The sequence below is a fragment of the Niallia sp. FSL W8-0954 genome, from assembly GCF_038005605.1.
In the GTDB taxonomy this organism is placed as follows: Bacteria; Bacillota; Bacilli; order Bacillales; family Cytobacillaceae; genus Niallia; species Niallia circulans_A.
In genome coordinates this window covers 1,099,529-1,120,861 of the sequence record NZ_JBBOTN010000001.1, presented here as the reverse complement: position 1 = coordinate 1,120,861, position 21,333 = coordinate 1,099,529, and the positions used below count along the sequence as shown (strand labels likewise).

The following is a 21,333-nucleotide window of genomic DNA, read 5'->3' as shown; positions in this document are numbered from 1 at the left end:
TGGTAAGATGAGAACATTATTAATTTTTCACTGCATGTATATAGTGAATGGTTTCAAATGCTTGCAGGTTATCATCCCGATCAGAAAAAAACTGCTGTTGAATTTCTTGTGGTGATAGATGTTCATAAATTAATAACTGCTCATTAGCAAGTAAATCTTCTAATTCTGCAAGAGAAGCAGCAAACTTCATTGGTTCTCCGGCAGCTTGTGCCATCTGGACCATATTTTGCACACGATTAAAAATACCAGGTTCTGTAAACAAACCCTCATCGGCAAAATCAAAAATAATTGAACTTCCTTTTGAAAGGTCTTTAAAGAAGGCATGCAGCAACTGTTGAAGCACATCTTTTGTTAAATAATAAGATACCCCAAGTAAACTAAAAACTGTTTTCTTAGACAGGTCCAATCCTGCCGCAGCTAGTTTTTCTAACGAAAGCTCTTTCGTGAAATCCATTGCTACAAACTTTAAATGGGAAGGAATTTCATAGCCTGCTTGCTCTAACCGTTCTATCTTAAATTTTTGTGTGGATGGGTGGTCAACTTCATATACAGTAACATTTGGTAATGTATCATGACGCCAAGCAAAAGTATCTAAACCTGCACCCATAATGACATATTGTTCCGCCCCGTGCTGGCATTCGTTCCGTACAACATTTTCTGCGTAGGCCGCTCTAGCAAGTGGTGTTGGTGATAGTTGAATTTGTGTAACCCACTTTAATATTGCGTCCTGATCACCTTTAAATTTTTCAGCCATTTCAGAACTAAAAAAAGTAATGCCATTAGACATATTTGCTGCAATGGCTTGATATTCTTCTGGTGATAAGAAATCTTGCGCTATATAATCATTGAATATAATCGGGCAGTCCTCTTTCACATGATATGCTCGACTAAATGCTGAAACTAAAGAAGTTAAACTTGATTCATTATTCTTCATCGCTAACACCCCAAAAAAAAAAGATTCCCCCCGGCCAGGAGAATCTTATTATATCAGTAATGTTTATTATTGTGAATTATAGCACAAACTGATTTTTTTGTCAAATATTTCAACTTGTTTTATAACCACTTTCCAGAAAATACCTTTAATGAATATCAAACTCCAGAATACGAAGAAAATCCTCCATCAATCGGCAGTGTCATGCCTGTTATAAAGCTTGATGCTTTGTCACTGGCTAAAAATAATAATCCACCAACTAACTCTTCGGGTTCTCCGAATCGATCCATTGGCGTATTATGCAATATATTTTCCGCTCTTGGCGAAGGGCTTCCATCTTCTTTATATAATAAAGATTCATTTTGCTTCGTTACAAAAAATCCCGGTGCAATCGCATTAACTCGAATACCTGCTTTTGCAAAATAAACAGATAACCATTGTGTGAAATTGTTTATCGCCGCCTTTGCCCCACTATATGCCGGTATTTTAGTTAATGGTGTGTAGGCATTCATCGATGAAATATTTATAATGCACCCACCCTCTCTCTCAGTCATCGCTTTAGCGAAAACTTGAGATGGTAGAAATGTTCCAAGAAAATTAAGTTCAAAAACAGATTCAACACCTTCTGATTCGAGATCAAAGAACGTCTTATATTCTGGATGATTTCTTGCTTTTTCCCTATCAAAAAATTCATCATCTGTGGTTCCAAGAGGATGATTTCCTCCCGCATTATTAACGAGAATATCACATGCTCCTAACTTATTCTCTATTAACTCTCTTGCCTTCTCCAGTGAATCTCGTTGGAGAACATTTGCCGCTACTCCTAATGCCTCTCCACCTTCCTCTATAATCTCTCTCGCAACCTGATCAGCGGTATCCTGATTACGACCAAGAATAGCAACTTTAGCCCCACATCTTGCTAACGCTTTCGAAAAGTATGAACCTAATACTCCATTACCACCTGTTACTACAGCAACTTTATTTGATAAATTGACTTGTAATGGAATATCCACATTTAATTCCCCCTAAATCTTTCTATTTTTATTTTCCGCTTCCCATAATCCGAGGAGGTAAGCAGCTCCTAGCGCACGGTCATATAAACCATAGCCGGGTTTCCCTGTTTCTCCCCAGATCATTCTGCCATGATCTGGACGAATCGGCCCTGAGTAATTAAACTCTTTTAATGCATGTATTACTTCATACATATCAACAGAACCATACTCTGTCATATGGGCAGATTCCTGAAATGATCTGTTCCCTGTCAACTTAATATTTCGGGCATGTACAAAGTGAACTCGCCCCTTGTTACCAAAGTATCGAAGCATTTGAGGGAAATCATTAGCTGGTTCCGCCCCCAGAGAACCGCTGCACATCGTTAAGCCGTTAAAAGGGCTGTCAATAATAGAAAGTAAGCGTTCTAGATTAGCTTTATTTGTAATAATCCGCGGTAACCCAAAAATATTCCAAGGGGGATCATCTGGATGAATCGCCATCTTTACATTTGCTTCCTCAGCTACTGGAATTATTGCTTTTAAAAAATACTCAAGGTTTTCCCATAATTTTTCTTCCTTAACATTCTTATAATGATCAAAAAGCTTATATAAATCATCTTCCTTATAACTCGAATCCCAACCCGGCAGTGACAATTCTCCAATCAAAGGATCCATCTGTTCAACTACTTCTTCTTCAAAAATTAATGCTGTCGAACCATCTGGCAGAACATAGTCTAGGGATGAACGCGTCCAATCAAATATTGGCATGAAATTATAGCAGACTACCTCGATTCCAGCCTTTCCTATATTCCGGATTGTTTCTTTATAATTTTCAATATATTGATCACGGGTAGGCAGTCCAATTTTTATATCTTCATGAACAGGGACGCTTTCAATGACGGAGATATACAGTCCTACTTTTTCCACTGCATTCTTCAATTCTATTATTTTCTCTAAAGACCAGACTTCCCCTACAGGAATATCATAGATTGCCGTCACAATTCCTTTCATGCCAGGAATCTGTCGAATGTACTCTAATGGTATGGAATCATTTTTCCCGTACCAGCGAAAACTCATTTCCATTTTTGTTACCCCCTATTAGTACAATTGCAAAGAATTTACTAATATTTATATTGGTTAATCATTCATCCTATACATCATTTAAAAATAGTTTTTTATTCTTATCATCACATTTTCTTACTAGATTGCAATTGTTAGTCTACCAATCTTATTATTTGTTTGGAGATAATACGTTTTCCCCTTCATTACTGATGAAAAATTGATATAATGCACCATAAAGATTGGCATCGTTTTGAAATTTGCAGGCAACAACTTTCGGCGTTGCCATATGAAACGGATTCATTTTTTTTATTTCTTCAATAGCCCACTTTATCCTTTGCAGCAACACTGGCTGAGCACTGATCCCTCCACCAATTGCGACAACCTCTGGATCCAAAATATAGGATAAATTTAATATTTGTGTAGCTAAGTGGAGACAGTATTCATCAAAAATTGCTGCTGCTTCTGGATCCTTATTATTAATGTAATTGAACACAGCTACCCCATCTGTTATATCTTCGATTTTCTTTATTACAGCAATTCTTTTTACCATTTCCACCGCAGAACAAATTAGCCCAAAATAAGTTGCTTCTTTTGTTTGCAGATTTAGCCCATTCATGACATAACTTATTTCCCCAGCAGATAAGTGCACACCGCGATGAACCTTTCCATCGATAATAATTCCGCCTCCTATGCCGCTTCCGAGCACAAGTACGACCGAGTCTTTATAGTCCTTTACACTTCCAAGCCACAACTCAGCTAAAGCAGCACACTTTGCATCATTTTCTATTGAAACTTTTATTCCATATTTCTCTTCTATTCTTCTTTTTAAATTTACCTCGTGCAAAAAAGGAAAGGAACCACAATAATAAACGATTCCAGTATCAGTATCGATGGTTCCTGGACAACTGATCGCAATTCCTTTTATAGACGATAAATCGTGCTCTTCAATAAGAGTAAAAAGCACATTTTCAAAATCTATTAAATTTGTTTTGGGTGTAGTCATTTTTGCTTTTTTTATAATCTGTGCTGCTGAATTCATAAGTGCATACTTAACAAACGTTCCTCCAATATCTATAACTAAATACATAAACTATCTCCTTTAAAATAAATAGATTCTAAAGTGACATACAAACCAAAACAGTAAACATTAGTCCTTATAATGAAAATTAGGAATAGCTGTCCAGCGCCTTCTTAATTCATGTGCAATAGACTTCGGCTTGCGATCACGCGTGAAAATTCCTTTCTTATTTCCTTGAACACGAATAATCCCTTGAGTCGTTGCAAAATCCGCAAAGTTCCAAACCTGCTCTCCAATGAACTGATCAAACTCATCAAACACCTCATGGTTCGCGCGATAGAATTCTATCTGATATTCTTCTGTAAACATAATTGGTTCAACATCATGTAATCCGGCGACTGTATCTGCCCCATATTCTGTCATCATAAAAGGTGTATTAGGACATCTTTCAAGCCACCCATTTAATTCAGCACGTAACTTTTCTTTTGCCGACAGTAAATCCCCACCATCTACATACCAGCCGTAATAACGATTAAAGGCAAGTATATCTACCAATTCTGCCACTTTGTCTTTTTTAGGGGTAGACTCAATTTGAGTCACAATAGTTATCGGACGTTTCTGTGGATCAAGATCTCTTGTTAGATCAACCAATGGCTTGAAGTATTCATATGCGCCTTCCTCCTCTGATGCAGGTTCATTAGCGATATTCCACATTACAACGGAAGGATGATTCTTGTCTCTTTCAATTAACTCTTTAATCACCTGTTTATGATGTTCGAACGTTTTTAATTCTTTCCAAGTATTCCGAAGGTTTCCGCCACTATGTAGTACCATCATATTTAGATGCAGCCCTACTGCTGGTACTTCATCTATAACAACAAATCCTTCTTTATCTGCAAGACGCATAACTTCCTCTGAATATGGATAATGAGCTGTGCGAAAAGAGTTAGCTCCAGACCACTTCATGAGATTGAAATCTAATACATTAGAAGCCTCATCAAACCCTCGGCCATGAATGGGAGTATCCTCATGTTTACCATAGCCTTTAAAATAGAATGGCTTATTATTAATAAGGAACTTTCCATCTTTTATCTCGACTGTTCTTACTCCAAATGGCTGCTCATAAACATCCATTATTTCATTTTGATCTTGCAATTCGATTCTGAGTTTATATAAGTATGCATTTAATGGTTCCCAAAGCTTTACGTTTGGGATTAAAATGGTATTCGAAATCCCTTCTGAGGAACCCACAACCTTACCTGATTCATCTATTACCTTTGCGATAATATTGGATGAGCCAGCCATATCAATTGAATAGTGAACCTTTCCATCTAATTCCGTTAGAATTGTTATATCTCTGACGTACGTTTTCGGTGTAGTATATATTTTTACTGGCCGATGTAGACCTGCATAGTTGAAAAAATCAAAATTAGGCTGATTTCGGATTATATGTCTATCTAGTGCAGTCTCTTTTTTTGTCACAAACCCAACTGGTAAGGTAGTTTCATCTACAATGTTATTAACTGCAACTGTCAATCGATTCTTACCTTTTTGAAGATAGCTATTAATTTCTGCTTCAAATGGTAAAAAGCCGCCTTTATGTTGAATAACAAGTACACCATTTACATACACATTTGCTAAATGCGTAGCAGAACCAAATCGCAACACAATTCTTTCTTCCATCAATATATTAGGTACAGTTAATTCGCGCTCATACCATACCCAGCCAACATGATCACGAATAGCTGCTTTTACCCCCATATCATTGTATGATCCTGGCACAGCCATACTAATAGGGTTGTTAAGTTCAGCTTTATGCCACTCTTCTTGAAATCCAGCACCTAAATCTAGCTTAAAATTCCAGATGCCATTTAAATCTATGACATTTCGTGTTTCCGAGATAATTGGATATAACATGTATAAATCGCCTTCCTTCTTCTAAACTATAGAAATACAAATCCCTCTTAAAAATCAAAGTAACTTGAACTACCCCTGCCCGTATTTTCAAGCAGGCTTACTTGAATTTTTTTCACTTCTTTTCCTTTCTAAATCGCTTACAAGTTGTGTTGTCCGCTTTTTATTAAGTGGATAAAGAAAAGCGAAACAAATAAATACTAATAAAAGACCAAGCGCAGGTATTAATGTAGCAAGCCTATGAATGCCATCTAGGGTTTCTTGTGTTTGAACTTGAAGAGTAGGATTATAGCCAGCTGCAGCTATTGCCACTCCACCAATGCCTCCTGCAACCGCCTGGCCAACTTTACGAGAAAAAGAATAAATAGAGTATATGGTTGCATCCTCCCGTAATCCTGTTAGATACTCATGGTAATCAACCAAATCTGTGATAAATGCCCAGCTTATTAAGTTAAAAAGAGCATAACCAAATAATCCGACTGATAAAATACAAATGAATATTGTTGCTGTTACATTAGGCAAGAAATATAACACTAAATAGGCAAGTGTAGAAAGTAAAAATCCCGCAGATGCAACTTCTTTCTTACCGAATCTTGCTACCAATGGCTTAGCCATTGGCATGCCGATAAAAATTGTTGCTGATTGAACCATACTGAATACACTTAGTAGCTTTGCATCGCCAAAATAATCCTTAAATAAATACGTATTTACAGAACCAATTAACATTAAATTTATTAAGAATAATAGTGAACCAATTAAAAACACAATTAACGGTCTATTTTTAGAAATTCCCTTTAATGTTTTTGCTAAATTAATATTCGGCTGTTCATCCTCGTTCCTTACTACTCGTTCGATACTTAGCTTGTAGCATGCCATATAACTGGATATAGAAAGAATACCAAAAATTATTGCTCCTACTAAAAATTGATTTGCATCCGCTTTATTATCAACGAATAATATCAAAGGTCCTGCAACCCCAACTATCAATTGAGCAAGTGCCGCTCCGAGAGATCTCCAAGTTGACAAAGTTGTTCGTTCTACTGGATCGGCTGTGATAACGGAAGCCATTGATCCGTATGGAATGTTAACCGTACTGTATAATGTTCCCCATAAAATATATGTTACATAGGCATATGCAGTATAAAAACCATTAGACATACCTGGAATATGAATAAACATTAAAACACCTGAAATAACAAGAGGAAATGACATTCTATAAATCCACGGCTTGAATTTTCCATGCTTCCCTGCTTTTCTAGTATCTATAAACCGTCCCCATGTAATGTCCGCAATAGCATCCCATAAACGCGCTATTAGGAATAAGCCCCCTACAGCAGCCGGATTTAAATGAAAAACATCTGTATAATAAACCATCAAAAATGAACCAACTAGAGCAAAAAAGAAATCGTTTCCAAAATCACCAAACAAGTATCCAAATTTGTCTTTTATCCCAAAAGGACGCATACCATTCACCTCAAAAATATTTTTTTTATAGAGATTACGAATGAAAAATTTTGTAGATTAATACTTTCTTGACTTTTGAATCCGATTACATTTATTTTATTTATAAAATAAATGATTAGATTATTTCCCTCTAGACTTTTTAAATAGGAAAATAATCTTTGATAACGTTATCACTTATAGATAAATATTTTGAAATCGATTTCTAAATATGAGTATAAATTCTCATCCTAAGAAATTATGGTGTTTTTTACAGAATAATAGTGAAATTCACATATTTATTTTAATTTCATTTTATCTGGAGGTACTATTCATGCAATCTATTAAACAAATAACTGATTTAGAATATATTTGCCATCTAGCTTACAGTATGTTTAAAATCCCTACTTATTTTTTCAACTCTGTAGGGGAGCTTATCCATAAAGCAGTAGATTCCAATTTTCATCATAATCCCATATACCAATCTAATACGGACATTATTATTGAGCTATTTTCTAAAATGGAAAAACAAAAAGCTATCCCCATCCTAAAGGAGACAGCTTTTTTAGAAAAATACGTATCACTAAGCATTTATTCTAATAACCGTTTTGAGGGAAATATCATTGTCGGTCCTGTAATCAATTTCCGAATGACTGATGAAACCATCACTAGTAGTTTAAGAGATATGGATATTAGAGTGGCGAAAGAAGAAATGCTCCATTATTACTCTAATCTTCCTATACTAAGCAATCTAAAATTTATAAAATTCAGTATGATGATCTATTATATGATTTATCAAAAACAATTGAATATATTAGATATTGTGCAAACTAATAAAGAAATAGAAAAGGAAAATTTAAATATTGAGCCTATAGATAACCAAATTATTGAGAGCCGTCAAAATAAAAATGTGCATACAGATATTTCTCTCGAAAAGAAATTCTTAAATTATATTAAAATAGGAAAAAAAACAGGATTATTAGAAAGTTTTCATGCTATCAACAAACAAGGTAAAAAAGGGATTCTTTCCAAAACTAGTTATTTAAGAAGTCAAAAAAATATTGCAATATCTCTTATTACACTTGCAACAAGAGCTGCAGTGGAAGGAGGCCTGTACCAAGAAATTGCCTATAGTCTTAGTGATTCCTATATAATCAAGCTTGAAGAATTATCTAACAGCAGAGCAGTGGACCAACTTATCGAAAATGCTCTCATAGATTTTGCAGAGCGAGTAGAGAATTCAAAAAAATATAAGTACTCGAAACCCATTAATATTTGTCAAACTTATATTTTTAACCATCTTTATGAAAATATAACCCTTTCTGAACTTGCTAATTTAACTGGATTAAATCCAAACTATCTCTCTAACCTTTTTAAAAAGGAAGTTGGAATTTCTATAAAGGCATTTATCCAAAAAACTAAGATAGACGAAGCAAAAAACTTATTAAGCTATTCCAATTATTCCTTAACAGAAATCTCAACATTATTAAACTTTCATGACCAAAGTTATTTCACAAGAATATTCAAGCAGGTTACAGGTATCACTCCTAAACAATATATAAACAAAAATTGCTAAGCGTAAAAGTACGTTTTAATTTGGATGGTTCTGATAAGCTTTCCGTTATCAAGATATTTGTTAATTTTCATACAATGCTTGGAATGAATGAGGTAAAACATCTGTGAGATTAGGGCACAATCCACCCCAGGAGCGAAAAAAGCAACATAATCAAGGACATCCCCTATCTAATCAGTTTATACTAATAAAAGAGTAATAAAGAAAGGAGCTAAACTTTATGACAACGAGAAAAGAAATTTTTTCTTATGCAAAAGAAAAGTATGGTACAAATCCAGAGTATCCGTGGAAAAAATTCCAAAATTATGCTGTGTTAAGACATGTTAATCAGGGCAAATGGTATGGGTTAATGATGAATGTTCCTAAAAACAAACTAGGATTATCAGGAGAAGAAGTAGTAGATGTCTTAAATGTAAAATGTGAACCAGAATTAAAAAATCTACTTCAGAAAGAAGAGGGAATCTTACCGGCATACCATATGAATAAGGAACACTGGATTTCTATCATACTTGATAGCCCATACCCTAAAGCTGACATCTATAATTTACTAGATACTAGTTATTATTTAACAAAATAAAATATGTTTATTATAACCTTAAAAGGTTACAAAGAGATAATTTGCATTATAATGAATTCGTCCATAAATCTACAGTTCTCTCTTGTTTATAACATCTACATTTGTAATATCATAATAAAGGACCCTGCTTTAAAAAAAGGAAGAGTCCTTTATAAAACCCTAAATCTAGCTATTCAATATGGCAGGAGATAAAACCATTTAAGCTGATTATGAAATTAATCTGTGTATATGAACAGCAATATGAACTATTTCCTTAATGTTGAATGTGCCATTCCTAGCTTGAGATACAAACTAGCAATCTGTCAAAAAGCATATTATCTATATCCTTCACTTAGCCAACACTTTACATTCCATGAAAAAATTAGATCATTTTAACAGTCTCATTTTATAAAGAACCACTCTTATAAAAAAGCAATCTCCCTCATTGCTATAAGTATCCCTCCATCTAATAACTACTTACCAAATCCTTTTTTTTCTTAGTAATTATTTTAGATTCGGAAACGAAAAGGCCAGTTAGGGTCAACAATGTACCAAGAGCTGCCATCCAAGTTAAAGGCTCTTTTAAGACTATCATAGCCGTGATAACGGTAATTACAGGAACAAGATAGATATATACACTTGCTTTAATTGCCCCTAATTTCTTAATGGCTAAATTCCAAGAAACAAAGCAAACTGCAGATGCGCCTAATCCTAGAAAAATGATATTAAATAAGTAGATCGGTTGGGTAAAACGTTCGATTCCTAGTTTAAAGTCAAATAAATATAAAACAGGGATCATAAATAAAATACCGTATAAAAAAATCCGCCTTGTAGCTTGAATCGTATTATATCCATAACTACTAATTTTCTTCGTAATAACGGAATAGATTGCCCATATTAGAGTTGCTGCAACAGCTAGTAGATCACCTAATGGATTTACTTTAAAATTAGCAGTGCCATTAAAACTGATGAGAAAAATTCCTATTAAAGCTAGAATAAAACCAATGAAGAAATTTAATCGCAAAGGTTCACTTTTCAAATAATAATAAGTGAGAATAGCAGTGAAAAATGGCACCATCGCACTTATTACTCCTACATTAGAAGCAGTAGTAAAGGTCAAAGCAATATTTTCTAAGAGGTAATAAAGTGTTACCCCACATAACCCCGCAAGTAAAAATAAATAATGATGCTTTCTATCTTTCATTTTTAGTCGATATGGATAAATGCTGCTCAAGGCTACAATTCCAATGACAAAACGAAAGAATAATACCTCAATGGGAGTAAAATCAGTTAATAATATTTTTGTAGATATGTATGTTGTCCCCCAAATCATTATCGTGATAATTGCTGAAATATGTCCAAAATTCATCTTATTCGCCACTCTTTCCTTCTAGTTGAAACAATTTAATTTACACTATCTATATAAATATTTCGGTATTGTCCAGGCGTTAATCCAATAAAATCCATAAAATAATGACTGAAATGGCTTTGATCCACAAAACCAGTCTGAGCAGCTACATCGGTTGGTTTCATCCCTTGTTCTAATAGCTTCTTTGCTTTGTTGATACGCACTGTCTGTAAATATCGATAAGGAGTAATACCGCGAATTCGCGCAAATGAACGTAATAAGGTATATTTATTCATATTGCATACCGCCACCAAATCATCAAGAGAAATCGGATCAACATAATGCCTTTCAATAAATTCACAAACTTTTGATATTTCCTTGGTCATCTTATCCAATTTAATGTTTTTCTCTATGGCACTATATTCTTCAATCAATTGCTCCATTAAGAAATAAAAAGTTTCTTCTTTCTCCAAATCTCCTAACTCAGCCATGATCATTTGATGCAGTCGCTGTAATAATTCTGCATGTTCACTACGGAAGACGACTGGATCTTTAAAGGAAGGCAGATAGTCTTTACCAGTGATTTCTTCTACCACTTTTCGCATTACTTCTGGTGTAATATTTAAACAACGATAATCTAAGGGCTCATCATCCATTTGTTCACAAGCATGATTATCAAATGGATTAAAAAAGATAAGATCTCCACTATTAATAACATAATCTTTGTTTCTACATGTCAATTTTCTTTGACCACTCTCGATAAAGCCAATAACGTAGTATTCATGAAAGTGATTAGGAAACTTTTGCATAATCCCGTGAAATCGATAGGCTTCAATTTGCAAATCTTCATCAAAACAAATTTTTCTTTCTTCCCTTCTCATCTGATACTGTTCCCCCTTGTCTTCTGTTTAAATAGCTTAGCATACTTTTATTAGTTGTTCTTGTAGGATATTGACTAAAAAAGCTTTAATCAAAGAAAAAAAGCGTCAAAACCATTTATCCTGGTAATAGACGCTGCTAAGAAAAAAATTGCCGCATTTTTTCCATAGCTTAGTTCAAACTTATCTTCAAAATTTTTTCCTATAATCAAAGAATCATTTTCCGCAAAGATGCTCTTCTGCTTTTATGGTTAGCCTAAAGAGACTAGCTTTATTACATTTCGAAGAAGTTATCTCTTTCTACTTTGCACACTCTTAGCGCAAAGCTCTGGTACCACTCTTTTTTTCCCAATTTCTGCGCAGCAAGATGGACGGAATTTTCCTTCCAATTCTTTATTGCCTCTAAGGAATCCCAATAGGAAACAGTAATGCCCAGTCCCTCATCACGTGCACTTTCTACACCTAAGAAACCTTCCTGCTGTGAAGCTAACTCTACCATTTTTTCCGCCATTTTTCCGTAGCCTTTGTCACCTTCCGTTCGCTGGGAAGAAAAGATAACCGCATAGTAAGGTAGTTTAGGAGTTTTAGCAATCCCATTCATTTTTAGTTCCTCCAATACGTCTTATTTTCCAATCACTTTTAATAGATGATTATAACATCGTTTTACGTTTAGTCTGGTAAATTGCTATTTAACAATTGATTATATTCACTCCAAAACTCATCATACATATTTTTATCAAAGTCATCAGCAATTCGTTTCTCTTTTGAAGAACGAAAGAAATCCCTTGCCTCTATTGCAAATTGACAAACTTGAAATGTATATTCGTTTCTACTAAGCTTAACATTTAAATCGGGATAGTAGATGCTGCCTGATTGATTGTCGGTACTAGTAAACTTAACAAAATCTGAAAGAAATACGTCATCCCCACAATGTTTTACTGTCCAATGAATGGAAATAGGACAACTCGTCATCAATATTAAACCACATCCATGGAGAATTAACCCTTCATCATCCTCGGGAGCACAAAGATAATCATTATCTAATGTTCGTAACAAAGCTAATGCTGATTCACTAATCCCCCATTCTTCATCTATTCCGGATTGAGTAATAACGGTGTCATTAACCTTTAAATATATTTCTCCATGAGAGCATAGATCCTCTTCTGAATCAGTTGATCCTAGCCAGTATTGTTTCTTGATATTGATTTTAAACAGTTGCATTGTTTAACCCCTTATAATCCATTTCTAATTTTAATCAAACTTTTAATTGCTGTTATTACTACGTCTGGACGATCAAGATAAATAGAATGACTAGAATTCTCAGCAAAAATTAATTCACTATCTTTACTAAGTAGGGCCTGTTTCATAATAAGCTCTGCCCACTTATCTTCTAATTTTCTCATCTCCCACTCGGGCAGTCCCTCCGCAATTCCCAATTGAATGTTATATTCTTTATCTCGTCCAATAACTATTAGAGGCAAATTAGGAAAAACCCCCAACCTCTTTATTCGTTCTCCATCCTTCTTCCAATTACACATTTCCAGGTACATCGTTTTATATAAGGCAGGACTTGTCTGAAAGTCAAGGACATGCTCTTGGAGATGAAGTGGTAGATTTTTTTGTTTATCCGTAAGAGTAGGTTTTACTATTTCTTTTAGTTCAGCTGGTTTCATTAGCGAGTAAGAATGGCATTTCTCTAACCAGACCTCATCCGTACCAGTCTCATCTAGCACTGGTAACTCTAATTCATCTAATTCTTTTAAGTCAACAGAAGTGGAATCAATCAATACGATTCCGGCAATTTTTTCTGGAAAAACCTTGGCATAATGCTGTGCACATAAACCACCATAAGAATGTCCAACTAAAATAACGGGCTCAAAAATATTTAATCCGATCAACAATTGACTTAATTCATCTATAACTGCGTTCGTATTACGTATCTCTTCACTTAATGGACTAAGCCCGAGTCCTGGTCTATGAAACATAATGACTCTGTTTGATTTCGCTAATGATTTTGTTACTTGATACCACTCATAAAACGAACAACCCATTCCTGTAAGTATAACAATAGGAATTCCCTTACTGCCTATATGTAAAAGTTCTATTTTCTTCTCTTTTACCATTATAAATTGGTTAATCTTATTCACCCCTGCTTTGGAATAATAGTTCTATCTCTTCCTTTTCCAATAACTTACTTATTCTATATAGTCTTGTATATTCCTTCTTCTGTTCCATGCCCTGATAGTTTGATAAAACATCCTTGTTTTTTAGTAAGATAAAGCAATTAATTCTATTTAAGTGAATGATGATAAATAAAAACAGACAACATTAGTTGTCTGCAAAAAATAGAAATTATGTTACCTGCCTTTATGTTTATTTTTAGCCTTTTGAACCTTGCAATTTCTAATATACGTCCTTTTTTCTTCTCTTAGCTGTTTATTTTTAGCTGATTTTGCTTTCTTCCGTTGTTCATATTCAGCCTTGATGGCTTCTTGTGCTTTAGAAGAAACAGAGCATTGCTTTAATTCTTTTGAGACTTTTCTTTGAATTCTTTTAGGATTAATTTTCTTTTGTGATTTCTGACAAATAGGTATCCCTATTTGTTGATTAGATTCAATAACCCTTAATAATTTTCTGTTCACAAAATCTAATACTTCCTGATCTTTTGGTTCTTTACCGAAAATATATCGGCAGGCTTTAAGTTTATTTTCAGACACAATTTCTATAAGCCCTATATAAAATTGACCATCATAATAAATGGTTAGTTTCATTATAGGTCCCTCCTCCATTTATACTAGAACGATGGACATCCCGAGGAGGGGAAGGCTACTGACATTAAATTTTTTAATGCATTCGGACTACCAACCGAATTGTGTTTTTTCATTCCAAAATATATTATACAATAATTTACTTTTTATGTAGAGTTAATGGTAAAAGATTGTTTAACTCTGTAACTGATCCTACTGAATTATTCTCCTACATTTATGATAAAAGAATTTCTTTATTTAGTACTGGAAAGCCGCTTAGTGCCGTAAGCGTATTAAAAAAACTCGTTTAGCAATTTAACTGTTGTAAGTATTGAGGCAAATTCTTCGTGCAATGTAGCTAGAGATTATGGATAGTAGCTGCATCATAATATGTACCATCTTGGACCTTCATACCAAAAGCAGCTGTTGCAAGGAAATCCCCATTAACCCTTTTTTAGGGACTATTTGTAATCTCTGCACAGTGAAATTATACCTGTGCTAGCCCGCCATCTACGAACAATTCAACTCCCGTCAAGTAACTGCTTTCGTCTGAAGCAAGGAAAGTTACAGCGTTTGCTACTTCTTCAGGTGTTCCAACTTTTCCAGATGGAACAGTATTTTTGCTATTTTCCATTACTTCTTCAAGTGCATCACCAAAAAGTTCATCGTATGCAGGTGTAAGAATAGCTCCTGGACTAACCACATTTACACGGATTTCAGTACCTTTTAGGTCAAGAATCCAGTTGCGAACTAGTGCTCTTAATGCTGCTTTAGATGCTCCATATACACTAAACGCTGGGTTGCCAATTGATCCAGCAGTAGAGCCTGTTACAATAATAGAACCTACTTTGTCCGGGAATAGTGATAACGCTTTTTGAACAGTAAAGATGGTTCCTTTAACGTTAATGTCGAACGTTCTATCAACCTGCTCTTCAGTAATTTCACCTAATGGAAGGAAGTTGCCGATGCCTGCATTAGCAAAAAGAATGTCCAACTTACCTTTTTCCTGCTTTATAATGTCATATAGTTTGTCTAAGTCTTCAAGCTTAGAAATATCACCTTGAACACCGGTTACGTTCTTGCCAATTTGGTTAACAGCTTTATCAAGTTCGTTTTGTCTACGTCCCGTGATATAAACATATGCACCTTCGTTTACAAATTTTTGTGCTGTAGCAAGACCAATCCCACTAGTTCCACCCGTTACAAGCGCTATTTTACCTTCAAATTTACCCATACTTAACACTCCTTTAGAATTAATTTTATTTTATGTCTAGTACCTTAAGTACTTGAAGAACAACTTACAAGATATAGTATCCTTCAGTAAGCACATTATCGGAAGTACCCACTTTTTTGTGATATAGTAACTAAAAAGTAATAAATGTGGAATGGAGAGCTTTAGACATGAAAAAATTTAGTTGTGGGTTTGAAGTGACAAAGGAAGTTATTGGCGGAAAATGGAAAGGCCTTGTATTATACTTTTTAATGAATGGACCAAAGAGAACGAGTGAATTAAAGCGCATTATCCCAAATATAACTCAGAAAATGCTGATTCAAACACTTAGAGAGCTTGAAGCCAGTGGACTTGTGAGCAGAAAGATGTATAATCAAGTACCGCCGAAGGTTGAATATTCATCCACTGAACTTGGAGAATCTCTTAAACCTATCTTGCAGGAGCTCTGTCAATGGGGAAGCCATTATGCGGAGCAAGAGTATGCAGAAGGTGAATATGAAATTGTACAACCAGAACAAGTTTCATATCAAGATAATATCATTTCATAGAGATCTAAAGGGATTAGTCATCTTAGTCAATACCTTCAGAATAAGGTTTAGGAATACTTGAACGCACTATCAAGATATAATTACATAATGTAATACAGCATTACCTAAAAACACGGAGCTACTTTAGATTAGATGATTCTTATTATTATTTTAACTTTATAGTTTGGTGTATCTGATATATTTTCTAAAATTACAAAAAGAGAAAAACAATATATTAAAAATTATTTCAGATGATACTATTAAAAATTAGTCGAGATAAACTCGGCTATTTTCATTGTCTAAACTTTTCGCTTGTTATTCAATTATCCTGCCCTGATAGTGATATTAGAAATACCTTTTTTAACAAAAAGAAGCGTTAACTCTTAAACTAAGCGTTAATCTTTCTTAATCTATCGAAATGGTTTGGATAGAAACTAAAGCAAATTCTCGCGAAATTGTTATTACTAACCGGGGAAAAACTGGCTTTAAAGACTTTTTTGGACTAGATAAATCAGATTTAGACTTTCCTGTTTCATAATAGTGGTTTACAGACTATAATAAAAAACTTTCTTTATTGAAGGTGTTTTTGTGGGCCATTTTTTATAACATTCTAGTTAATCTTTATTACGTTATCCTGCCCTTATAGTTACAAGGGACTCCTTCTTTTGAAATGAAATAAGCATTAACTGCCAGTTTAAGCGTTAATCCTTCTCAACCTAAATTATGGTTTAAAACAGTAAAAGTCTAATTCTATTATATTCACACGAATATTCGCTTTATTTTTGACTGCGTATTTATCTTGGACATTGCCTATTCCTATTTTCCCTTCTCTATAACTTTGTTAAAATACTGCAACACTATAACACTTTCCTATTATAAGTAAAAAAAGCTTATATCATTAGGTTAGGAGTTTACTAATATTTTCGAGTGTATTTACATGTATATTTTTTCTTCTTGCTTCATCAAGAATTAATTTGGCACTGCGTCCAGTTATAATATTATTTCCTTCCATTAAAGATCGTGCTGTACTTCCACTTTTAAAGATAAACTTGGACATTATAATCCCTATAATTTTTGGTGATATCGTTGAAAGTAAAGTATTTAAAGCATCATAACTCATTCCTCGCTCCTTCATTATAGGCTTTAGCTGTCTAAGATTGATGGAAATGTTTCCTAAAGCATCGATAGAATCCATCAATCCTATAAAACTCCCTTCTTTTAAAACTTCTATTTCAACAGCTACATTTAAGAGGAAGTGGTTCAATAAGAACTTTTTAAAGTTAGTCTGCCTTTTAAGGCTGAATTCTGCTTGCTCAAATAATGTGTATACTTGCTGAACTCGTTCTTTCGAAGCCTTCCCTATATCACCTATCATAATAATAGAAGAAAACGCACCATTAATTGTGTTTGTCCCTACTGTTCCCCCGCCAGCACCAGGAAACCCGAATATAATTTGAGTTTGTGGTAATATTTCTGTCTGCTTGATTGGATCCTCCCAAAAGTTATTAAAAAACAGTACAGTAGCGTTATTCACCTTATTATTCAATGTTTTTACAACAGAACTGATTTGTTCAATATTGACGCTCACAAAAATCAAGTCATAGTTATGATTTTGTGGAATTTCATATATTAAGTTAGTTTCCCACGATACATTAATCTTTTTAGACTTCCGTTTCCTCCGATCGTCTAGCTGTAAGTTCAGCATTGGCGTATACTTATCTATTGATTCTGGTCTAATATAAAAGGCAATATTATTTCCATTTTCTTTAAAGATCCAAGCATATTGAGTAGAAATCACCCCACGCCCAATAACTAAGATATTCATTAAATCCCCCTCCAGTTCGTTAATTGAACAGTTGTTGATTTAATAGTATCATTTGTATTACAGGAAACAATCATCAAAAGCCATGATATGTTGATTAATGAACATCATACTAAAATTGTTGAGGTGTGGAGATGGAAAGAAGAAAAAGGAGAACGCAAAAGCTAATAATAGACACTTTTTTCTTATTACTTAATGAGAAACCGTTTGATAAAATCACAGTAAATCAAATTACAACATTAGCTGATATTAACAGAGGCACTTTTTACCTTCATTATCAGGATAAATATGAATTACTAGAAAAAACCATTAAAACCTATATAAATCAAATGGACCAATACTGTCTTCATAATCAAGAAATGACTATTAACTCACTTACTTTAGCTTTTGATTACTTAAAGGAAAATTACAATTTTATTGAACCCTTATTGAGGAATGAAGGGTATCAACTATTCCAACACGAACTCAAGTCATCTATATCTTCCTTTATTGAAACTTCCGATTTATTTGATCTCCGCGTTGTTAGTATTTTGAAAAGAAGGGCTATCATATCAACTATTCTAGGAACTATTGAATGGTGGTTAGCTGAAGATGAATTGAACACAGATCCATCAGAAATTGCTGCTGAATTAAAAGATATAATCTTTTCCATCATTACATAAATTTATTATATAATCTTGGTTTAAATATGGGCTGCTTCTCTTGGGGAGTATCGATAGTAAGAACACGAAATACCATTTCCTTTTCTAAAGAGATATTGTTGATTTTTTCGTGATTAACAGCTTTAAACTTTTTGAAAGACTTTTAACCTAACAAAATTCTGTGTTAGTAAGTGCGTAATCATAGTTACTGTCGTGTTTAGTAGGGGATTTATAATCGTGCTAGCCGATAAAAGGCTATTAATAGCTTTTCGCCGCAAATTTAATTATCTTGTAAAACTTGAAGCTTTCTCCCCTACTTTTCCTTAACACTAGAACCGTTATTTACATTTTTCGCCTTAACTCCTCCAGCTTGTTTTAAACAATTGCCTGATTTTATTATTTTATAACGTTTAAGTTCAACTTCTTTATTACACACATTGCAATAGCTTTTCGGTCAAAAGAAACCCTCTATAATAGGGCGTTGTACCAAATATCTCCATTAAATATACGGTTATTATCTACCAAAACGACTCTTAAGTTCCCAGAAGAACTTAAACGTAATTTTTGTTGATAATACCTTAAAAGTTGCTGCTGCGTACGATTATCGCTTTTATAGTGTAAAATGACTAAACTTTTATTTTCTATCTCTACCAAGCTTCTGAACATTCCATTTATATGGCCATCATCTCCGTTAAAACCATAACCAATCACACATACTATGTCTGATTCAACAAAATGATCATAAAGATTAACATACTTTCTTGACATACTGACAGAAGTCAAAGGTTTAACTCCACTTTGAGTAAACATAAATGGTACAAGAATTCTTCCTTGTCTCTCCTCGGAAGAAGGTTCTGTTAAAATTTCATTTTTGTATGGATCATAGTATTCATTTACACTTCCATTTAAATGATACACAGGTGTTTCTGCTAATTCTGTCCCTGCTAATACCTGTTGTACAAAATTGTTATAATTGGTAGTTCCCACAGCTTTAATATGAAAATAATTTCTTAAATTTATTAAGTCGTGATAATATCCGGGACCATCTGAAATTCTTGTTTCATCAACATGGACTTTGTTAGTAATATATCTTTGAACAGTATGAAGGAATATAGCAATCCGACTAAATTTAGCCCATTGCGCTTTCGGATTATACAGATATCTAAAATGACTATCTATTAAAGCTTGGTAATCCATTGCTTGGCAATAAATTTCTTCTAATATGCTTCTACCAAGTTCTCTAAACACTGTAAGTCCGTCTGTATCTTCCTTTAAATCAATAGAGGTTTCTTCAATTACAATTTCCATTCCAGTTTGTCCAACACCTTGATAATTCAAAGAAAAAACCCCTGATAAATCATCAAATACGTTTAATTCATCAGGTGCTGCAGTAAACAATTCTTCGTTTAGCTGCGAAACAAGACTTTGACCAATTGCTCCAACCAATAATTCCAAAAAAGCCCTTACAATTCTTTTCAAATAACGATCTGTTGGATATTTTTCTAATAATCTTAAGAATGCTGAAAAATAGTCAGATTCAAACAACAATACACTGGAAGCAAGCTTCTCATTTAACCGAATTGCTTGATTATATCTCATATCACCAATTTGTTCGCCTGTTTCGTTTGTAAACTTATCACGTATTATTGTTTCATTAAACTTCCATTTATTTAACAGATCGGAAACGTTTTCATCAAAATGATCCAGATAATCCAAAATGTTGCTTCTTCTATTTTCTAAACTTGAGGCAATAAGGCCTTCAAACTCTCCTTTTCCAAAAACATTTAATCTCTTACTCGCATAGTTATCTGGAAGCCATTGAGTAGCAATCTGTGACCTAGAGTCTAGGCTTTGAATCTGGCTTCTAAACGTTTCTTTATCTTTTTCATTTGAAACTCTAAATATTTCTAATGCAAACTTCCCTCCAGAAGGTAAACCATAACCTATTTCTGCACCTGCTCCGAAAAATACTGATAATGTTGGTAAACTCAAGCATCTTCACCTCAGCCATCTATTTTCTATTATTTTACTTCAATATTCAAAAAGTTAGAACACCTCCCCCAAAAAAGCACTCTACATACATGAATCATTGAACTCCTTGTTATTCTTTTCCGCTATATTCTAAAATATTTAAACCCTCAGATGCCTCTGGTGCTTCAAAAAATTTAGTAACATGAATAAACACCGCTTCTGTGTCAAAAGTTGATCTTTCTGGTTGTTCATTACGCCTTTGTGCGATTTGACGTAAGCATTGCTCGTTATTTAGATTAAGGAAAATTAGTTGATGGCTTGCATTGACCTCTGACGCCATATCAAAAAACCACTTTCGCAGTTTTTGAGTGTTTGCTGGAAAATCCATTACTACATCTGTACCAACACTTAATATGTTTTGGACATGCTTTTTCACCAATGGCTTGAGCTGCGCTGAGAATTTTAGATAGTCCTCAAATGATGCAATTTGATTGGGATAAAGAGATGAAAGCCACTCATCCTCAGAAAACAGTACCGCATGTTTATCTATCGCCAATTGCTTTGATTTAGTTGATTTTCCAGCTCCCATTTTTCCACAGAAAAAGTATAGAGTCCCCAATTTTTTCATTTTTTTTAGTTATTCTCCTCTTATTAATATTTAAACGTTAAGATTTATATCCAG

The 21,333-nt window shown here is 34.0% G+C and carries 20 protein-coding genes and 1 pseudogene; 4 read left to right on the top strand and 17 right to left on the bottom strand.

What is annotated here, in order from left to right; all coding sequences use genetic code 11:
- Positions 1 to 19: 19 nt before the first annotated feature.
- The 6 genes from NX902_RS05525 to NX902_RS05500 form a co-directional block, all read right to left on the bottom strand.
- Positions 20 to 934, bottom strand: coding sequence for a class I SAM-dependent methyltransferase (locus NX902_RS05525; protein ID WP_123259053.1), 915 nt, complete (start codon positions 932 to 934; stop codon positions 20 to 22).
- Between the two features lie 155 nt (positions 935 to 1,089).
- On the bottom strand, positions 1,090 to 1,944 hold the full coding sequence (locus tag NX902_RS05520; RefSeq protein WP_123259851.1) for an SDR family oxidoreductase: 855 nt from the start codon (positions 1,942 to 1,944) through the stop codon (positions 1,090 to 1,092).
- Between the two features lie 12 nt (positions 1,945 to 1,956).
- Positions 1,957 to 3,006, bottom strand: a complete 1,050-nt coding sequence (gene uxuA, locus NX902_RS05515) for a mannonate dehydratase (protein ID WP_163186776.1) — start codon at positions 3,004 to 3,006, stop codon at positions 1,957 to 1,959.
- 148 nt (positions 3,007 to 3,154) lie between these two features.
- Positions 3,155 to 4,072, bottom strand: coding sequence for an ROK family protein (locus NX902_RS05510; protein ID WP_341160596.1), 918 nt, complete (start codon positions 4,070 to 4,072; stop codon positions 3,155 to 3,157).
- A gap of 60 nt (positions 4,073 to 4,132) precedes the next feature.
- Entirely contained in the window at positions 4,133 to 5,920 is a 1,788-nt protein-coding gene (uidA, locus tag NX902_RS05505; protein ID WP_163186772.1) for a beta-glucuronidase, read from the bottom strand.
- 87 nt (positions 5,921 to 6,007) lie between these two features.
- Positions 6,008 to 7,381, bottom strand: coding sequence for an MFS transporter (locus NX902_RS05500; protein ID WP_095330199.1), 1,374 nt, complete (start codon positions 7,379 to 7,381; stop codon positions 6,008 to 6,010).
- Between the two features lie 496 nt (positions 7,382 to 7,877).
- Between NX902_RS05500 and NX902_RS05495 the strand changes: the two genes are divergently transcribed.
- Complete coding sequence (locus tag NX902_RS05495; protein ID WP_341160595.1) at positions 7,878 to 8,933, top strand: AraC family transcriptional regulator; 1,056 nt, start codon at positions 7,878 to 7,880, stop codon at positions 8,931 to 8,933.
- Positions 8,934 to 9,150: 217 nt separating this feature from the next.
- Positions 9,151 to 9,507 (top strand): MmcQ/YjbR family DNA-binding protein, encoded by a 357-nt coding sequence (locus tag NX902_RS05490; RefSeq protein ID WP_095330201.1) that lies wholly within the window; start codon positions 9,151 to 9,153, stop codon positions 9,505 to 9,507.
- 445 nt (positions 9,508 to 9,952) lie between these two features.
- Here the strand turns inward: NX902_RS05490 and NX902_RS05485 are convergent, their stop codons facing one another.
- The 8 genes and pseudogenes from NX902_RS05485 to NX902_RS05450 all read right to left on the bottom strand — a co-directional run bounded on the left by NX902_RS05485 (position 9,953) and on the right by NX902_RS05450 (position 15,693).
- Positions 9,953 to 10,855: a DMT family transporter gene (locus NX902_RS05485; protein ID WP_163188072.1), complete on the bottom strand. Its 903-nt coding sequence runs from the start codon at positions 10,853 to 10,855 to the stop codon at positions 9,953 to 9,955.
- 35 nt (positions 10,856 to 10,890) lie between these two features.
- Positions 10,891 to 11,715 carry an AraC family ligand binding domain-containing protein gene (locus NX902_RS05480; protein ID WP_061797809.1) on the bottom strand — a complete coding sequence of 275 codons (825 nt, stop codon included), beginning with the start codon at positions 11,713 to 11,715 and terminating at the stop codon, positions 10,891 to 10,893.
- Between the two features lie 271 nt (positions 11,716 to 11,986).
- Entirely contained in the window at positions 11,987 to 12,313 is a 327-nt protein-coding gene (locus NX902_RS05475; RefSeq protein ID WP_095330202.1) for an antibiotic biosynthesis monooxygenase family protein, read from the bottom strand.
- A 68-nt stretch (positions 12,314 to 12,381) separates the two neighbouring features.
- On the bottom strand, positions 12,382 to 12,933 hold the full coding sequence (locus NX902_RS05470; RefSeq protein WP_095330203.1) for a hypothetical protein: 552 nt from the start codon (positions 12,931 to 12,933) through the stop codon (positions 12,382 to 12,384).
- An 11-nt stretch (positions 12,934 to 12,944) separates the two neighbouring features.
- Positions 12,945 to 13,859, bottom strand: coding sequence for an alpha/beta fold hydrolase (locus NX902_RS05465; RefSeq protein ID WP_235850272.1), 915 nt, complete (start codon positions 13,857 to 13,859; stop codon positions 12,945 to 12,947).
- Between the two features lie 210 nt (positions 13,860 to 14,069).
- The gene (locus NX902_RS05460; RefSeq protein ID WP_163188070.1) at positions 14,070 to 14,483 is read right to left on the bottom strand and encodes a DUF2992 family protein; all 414 of its coding nucleotides are present in this window, start codon (positions 14,481 to 14,483) and stop codon (positions 14,070 to 14,072) included.
- 269 nt (positions 14,484 to 14,752) lie between these two features.
- Positions 14,753 to 14,889 (bottom strand): annotated as a pseudogene (locus tag NX902_RS05455) (cysteine hydrolase); the annotation flags it as partial.
- 57 nt (positions 14,890 to 14,946) lie between these two features.
- Complete coding sequence (locus tag NX902_RS05450; RefSeq protein WP_123259046.1) at positions 14,947 to 15,693, bottom strand: SDR family NAD(P)-dependent oxidoreductase; 747 nt, start codon at positions 15,691 to 15,693, stop codon at positions 14,947 to 14,949.
- Positions 15,694 to 15,860: 167 nt separating this feature from the next.
- Here NX902_RS05450 and NX902_RS05445 point away from each other — a divergent pair, with 167 nt between their 5' ends.
- A complete protein-coding gene (locus tag NX902_RS05445) occupies positions 15,861 to 16,238 on the top strand; it encodes a winged helix-turn-helix transcriptional regulator (RefSeq protein ID WP_047942800.1) in 378 nt (125 codons plus the stop codon).
- Between the two features lie 877 nt (positions 16,239 to 17,115).
- Here the strand turns inward: NX902_RS05445 and NX902_RS05440 are convergent.
- Positions 17,116 to 18,042: a 2-dehydropantoate 2-reductase N-terminal domain-containing protein gene (locus tag NX902_RS05440; protein ID WP_163188068.1), complete on the bottom strand. Its 927-nt coding sequence runs from the start codon at positions 18,040 to 18,042 to the stop codon at positions 17,116 to 17,118.
- Positions 18,043 to 18,173: 131 nt separating this feature from the next.
- Between NX902_RS05440 and NX902_RS05435 the strand changes: the two genes are divergently transcribed.
- A complete protein-coding gene (locus tag NX902_RS05435; RefSeq protein WP_163188066.1) occupies positions 18,174 to 18,701 on the top strand; it encodes a TetR/AcrR family transcriptional regulator in 528 nt (175 codons plus the stop codon).
- Positions 18,702 to 19,148: 447 nt separating this feature from the next.
- Here NX902_RS05435 and NX902_RS05430 read toward each other — a convergent pair whose 3' ends face one another.
- Complete coding sequence (locus NX902_RS05430) at positions 19,149 to 20,672, bottom strand: SIR2 family protein (RefSeq protein ID WP_123259043.1); 1,524 nt, start codon at positions 20,670 to 20,672, stop codon at positions 19,149 to 19,151.
- Positions 20,673 to 20,781: 109 nt separating this feature from the next.
- The gene (locus NX902_RS05425; RefSeq protein WP_123259867.1) at positions 20,782 to 21,279 is read right to left on the bottom strand and encodes an AAA family ATPase; all 498 of its coding nucleotides are present in this window, start codon (positions 21,277 to 21,279) and stop codon (positions 20,782 to 20,784) included.
- Positions 21,280 to 21,333: the final 54 nt, after the last annotated feature.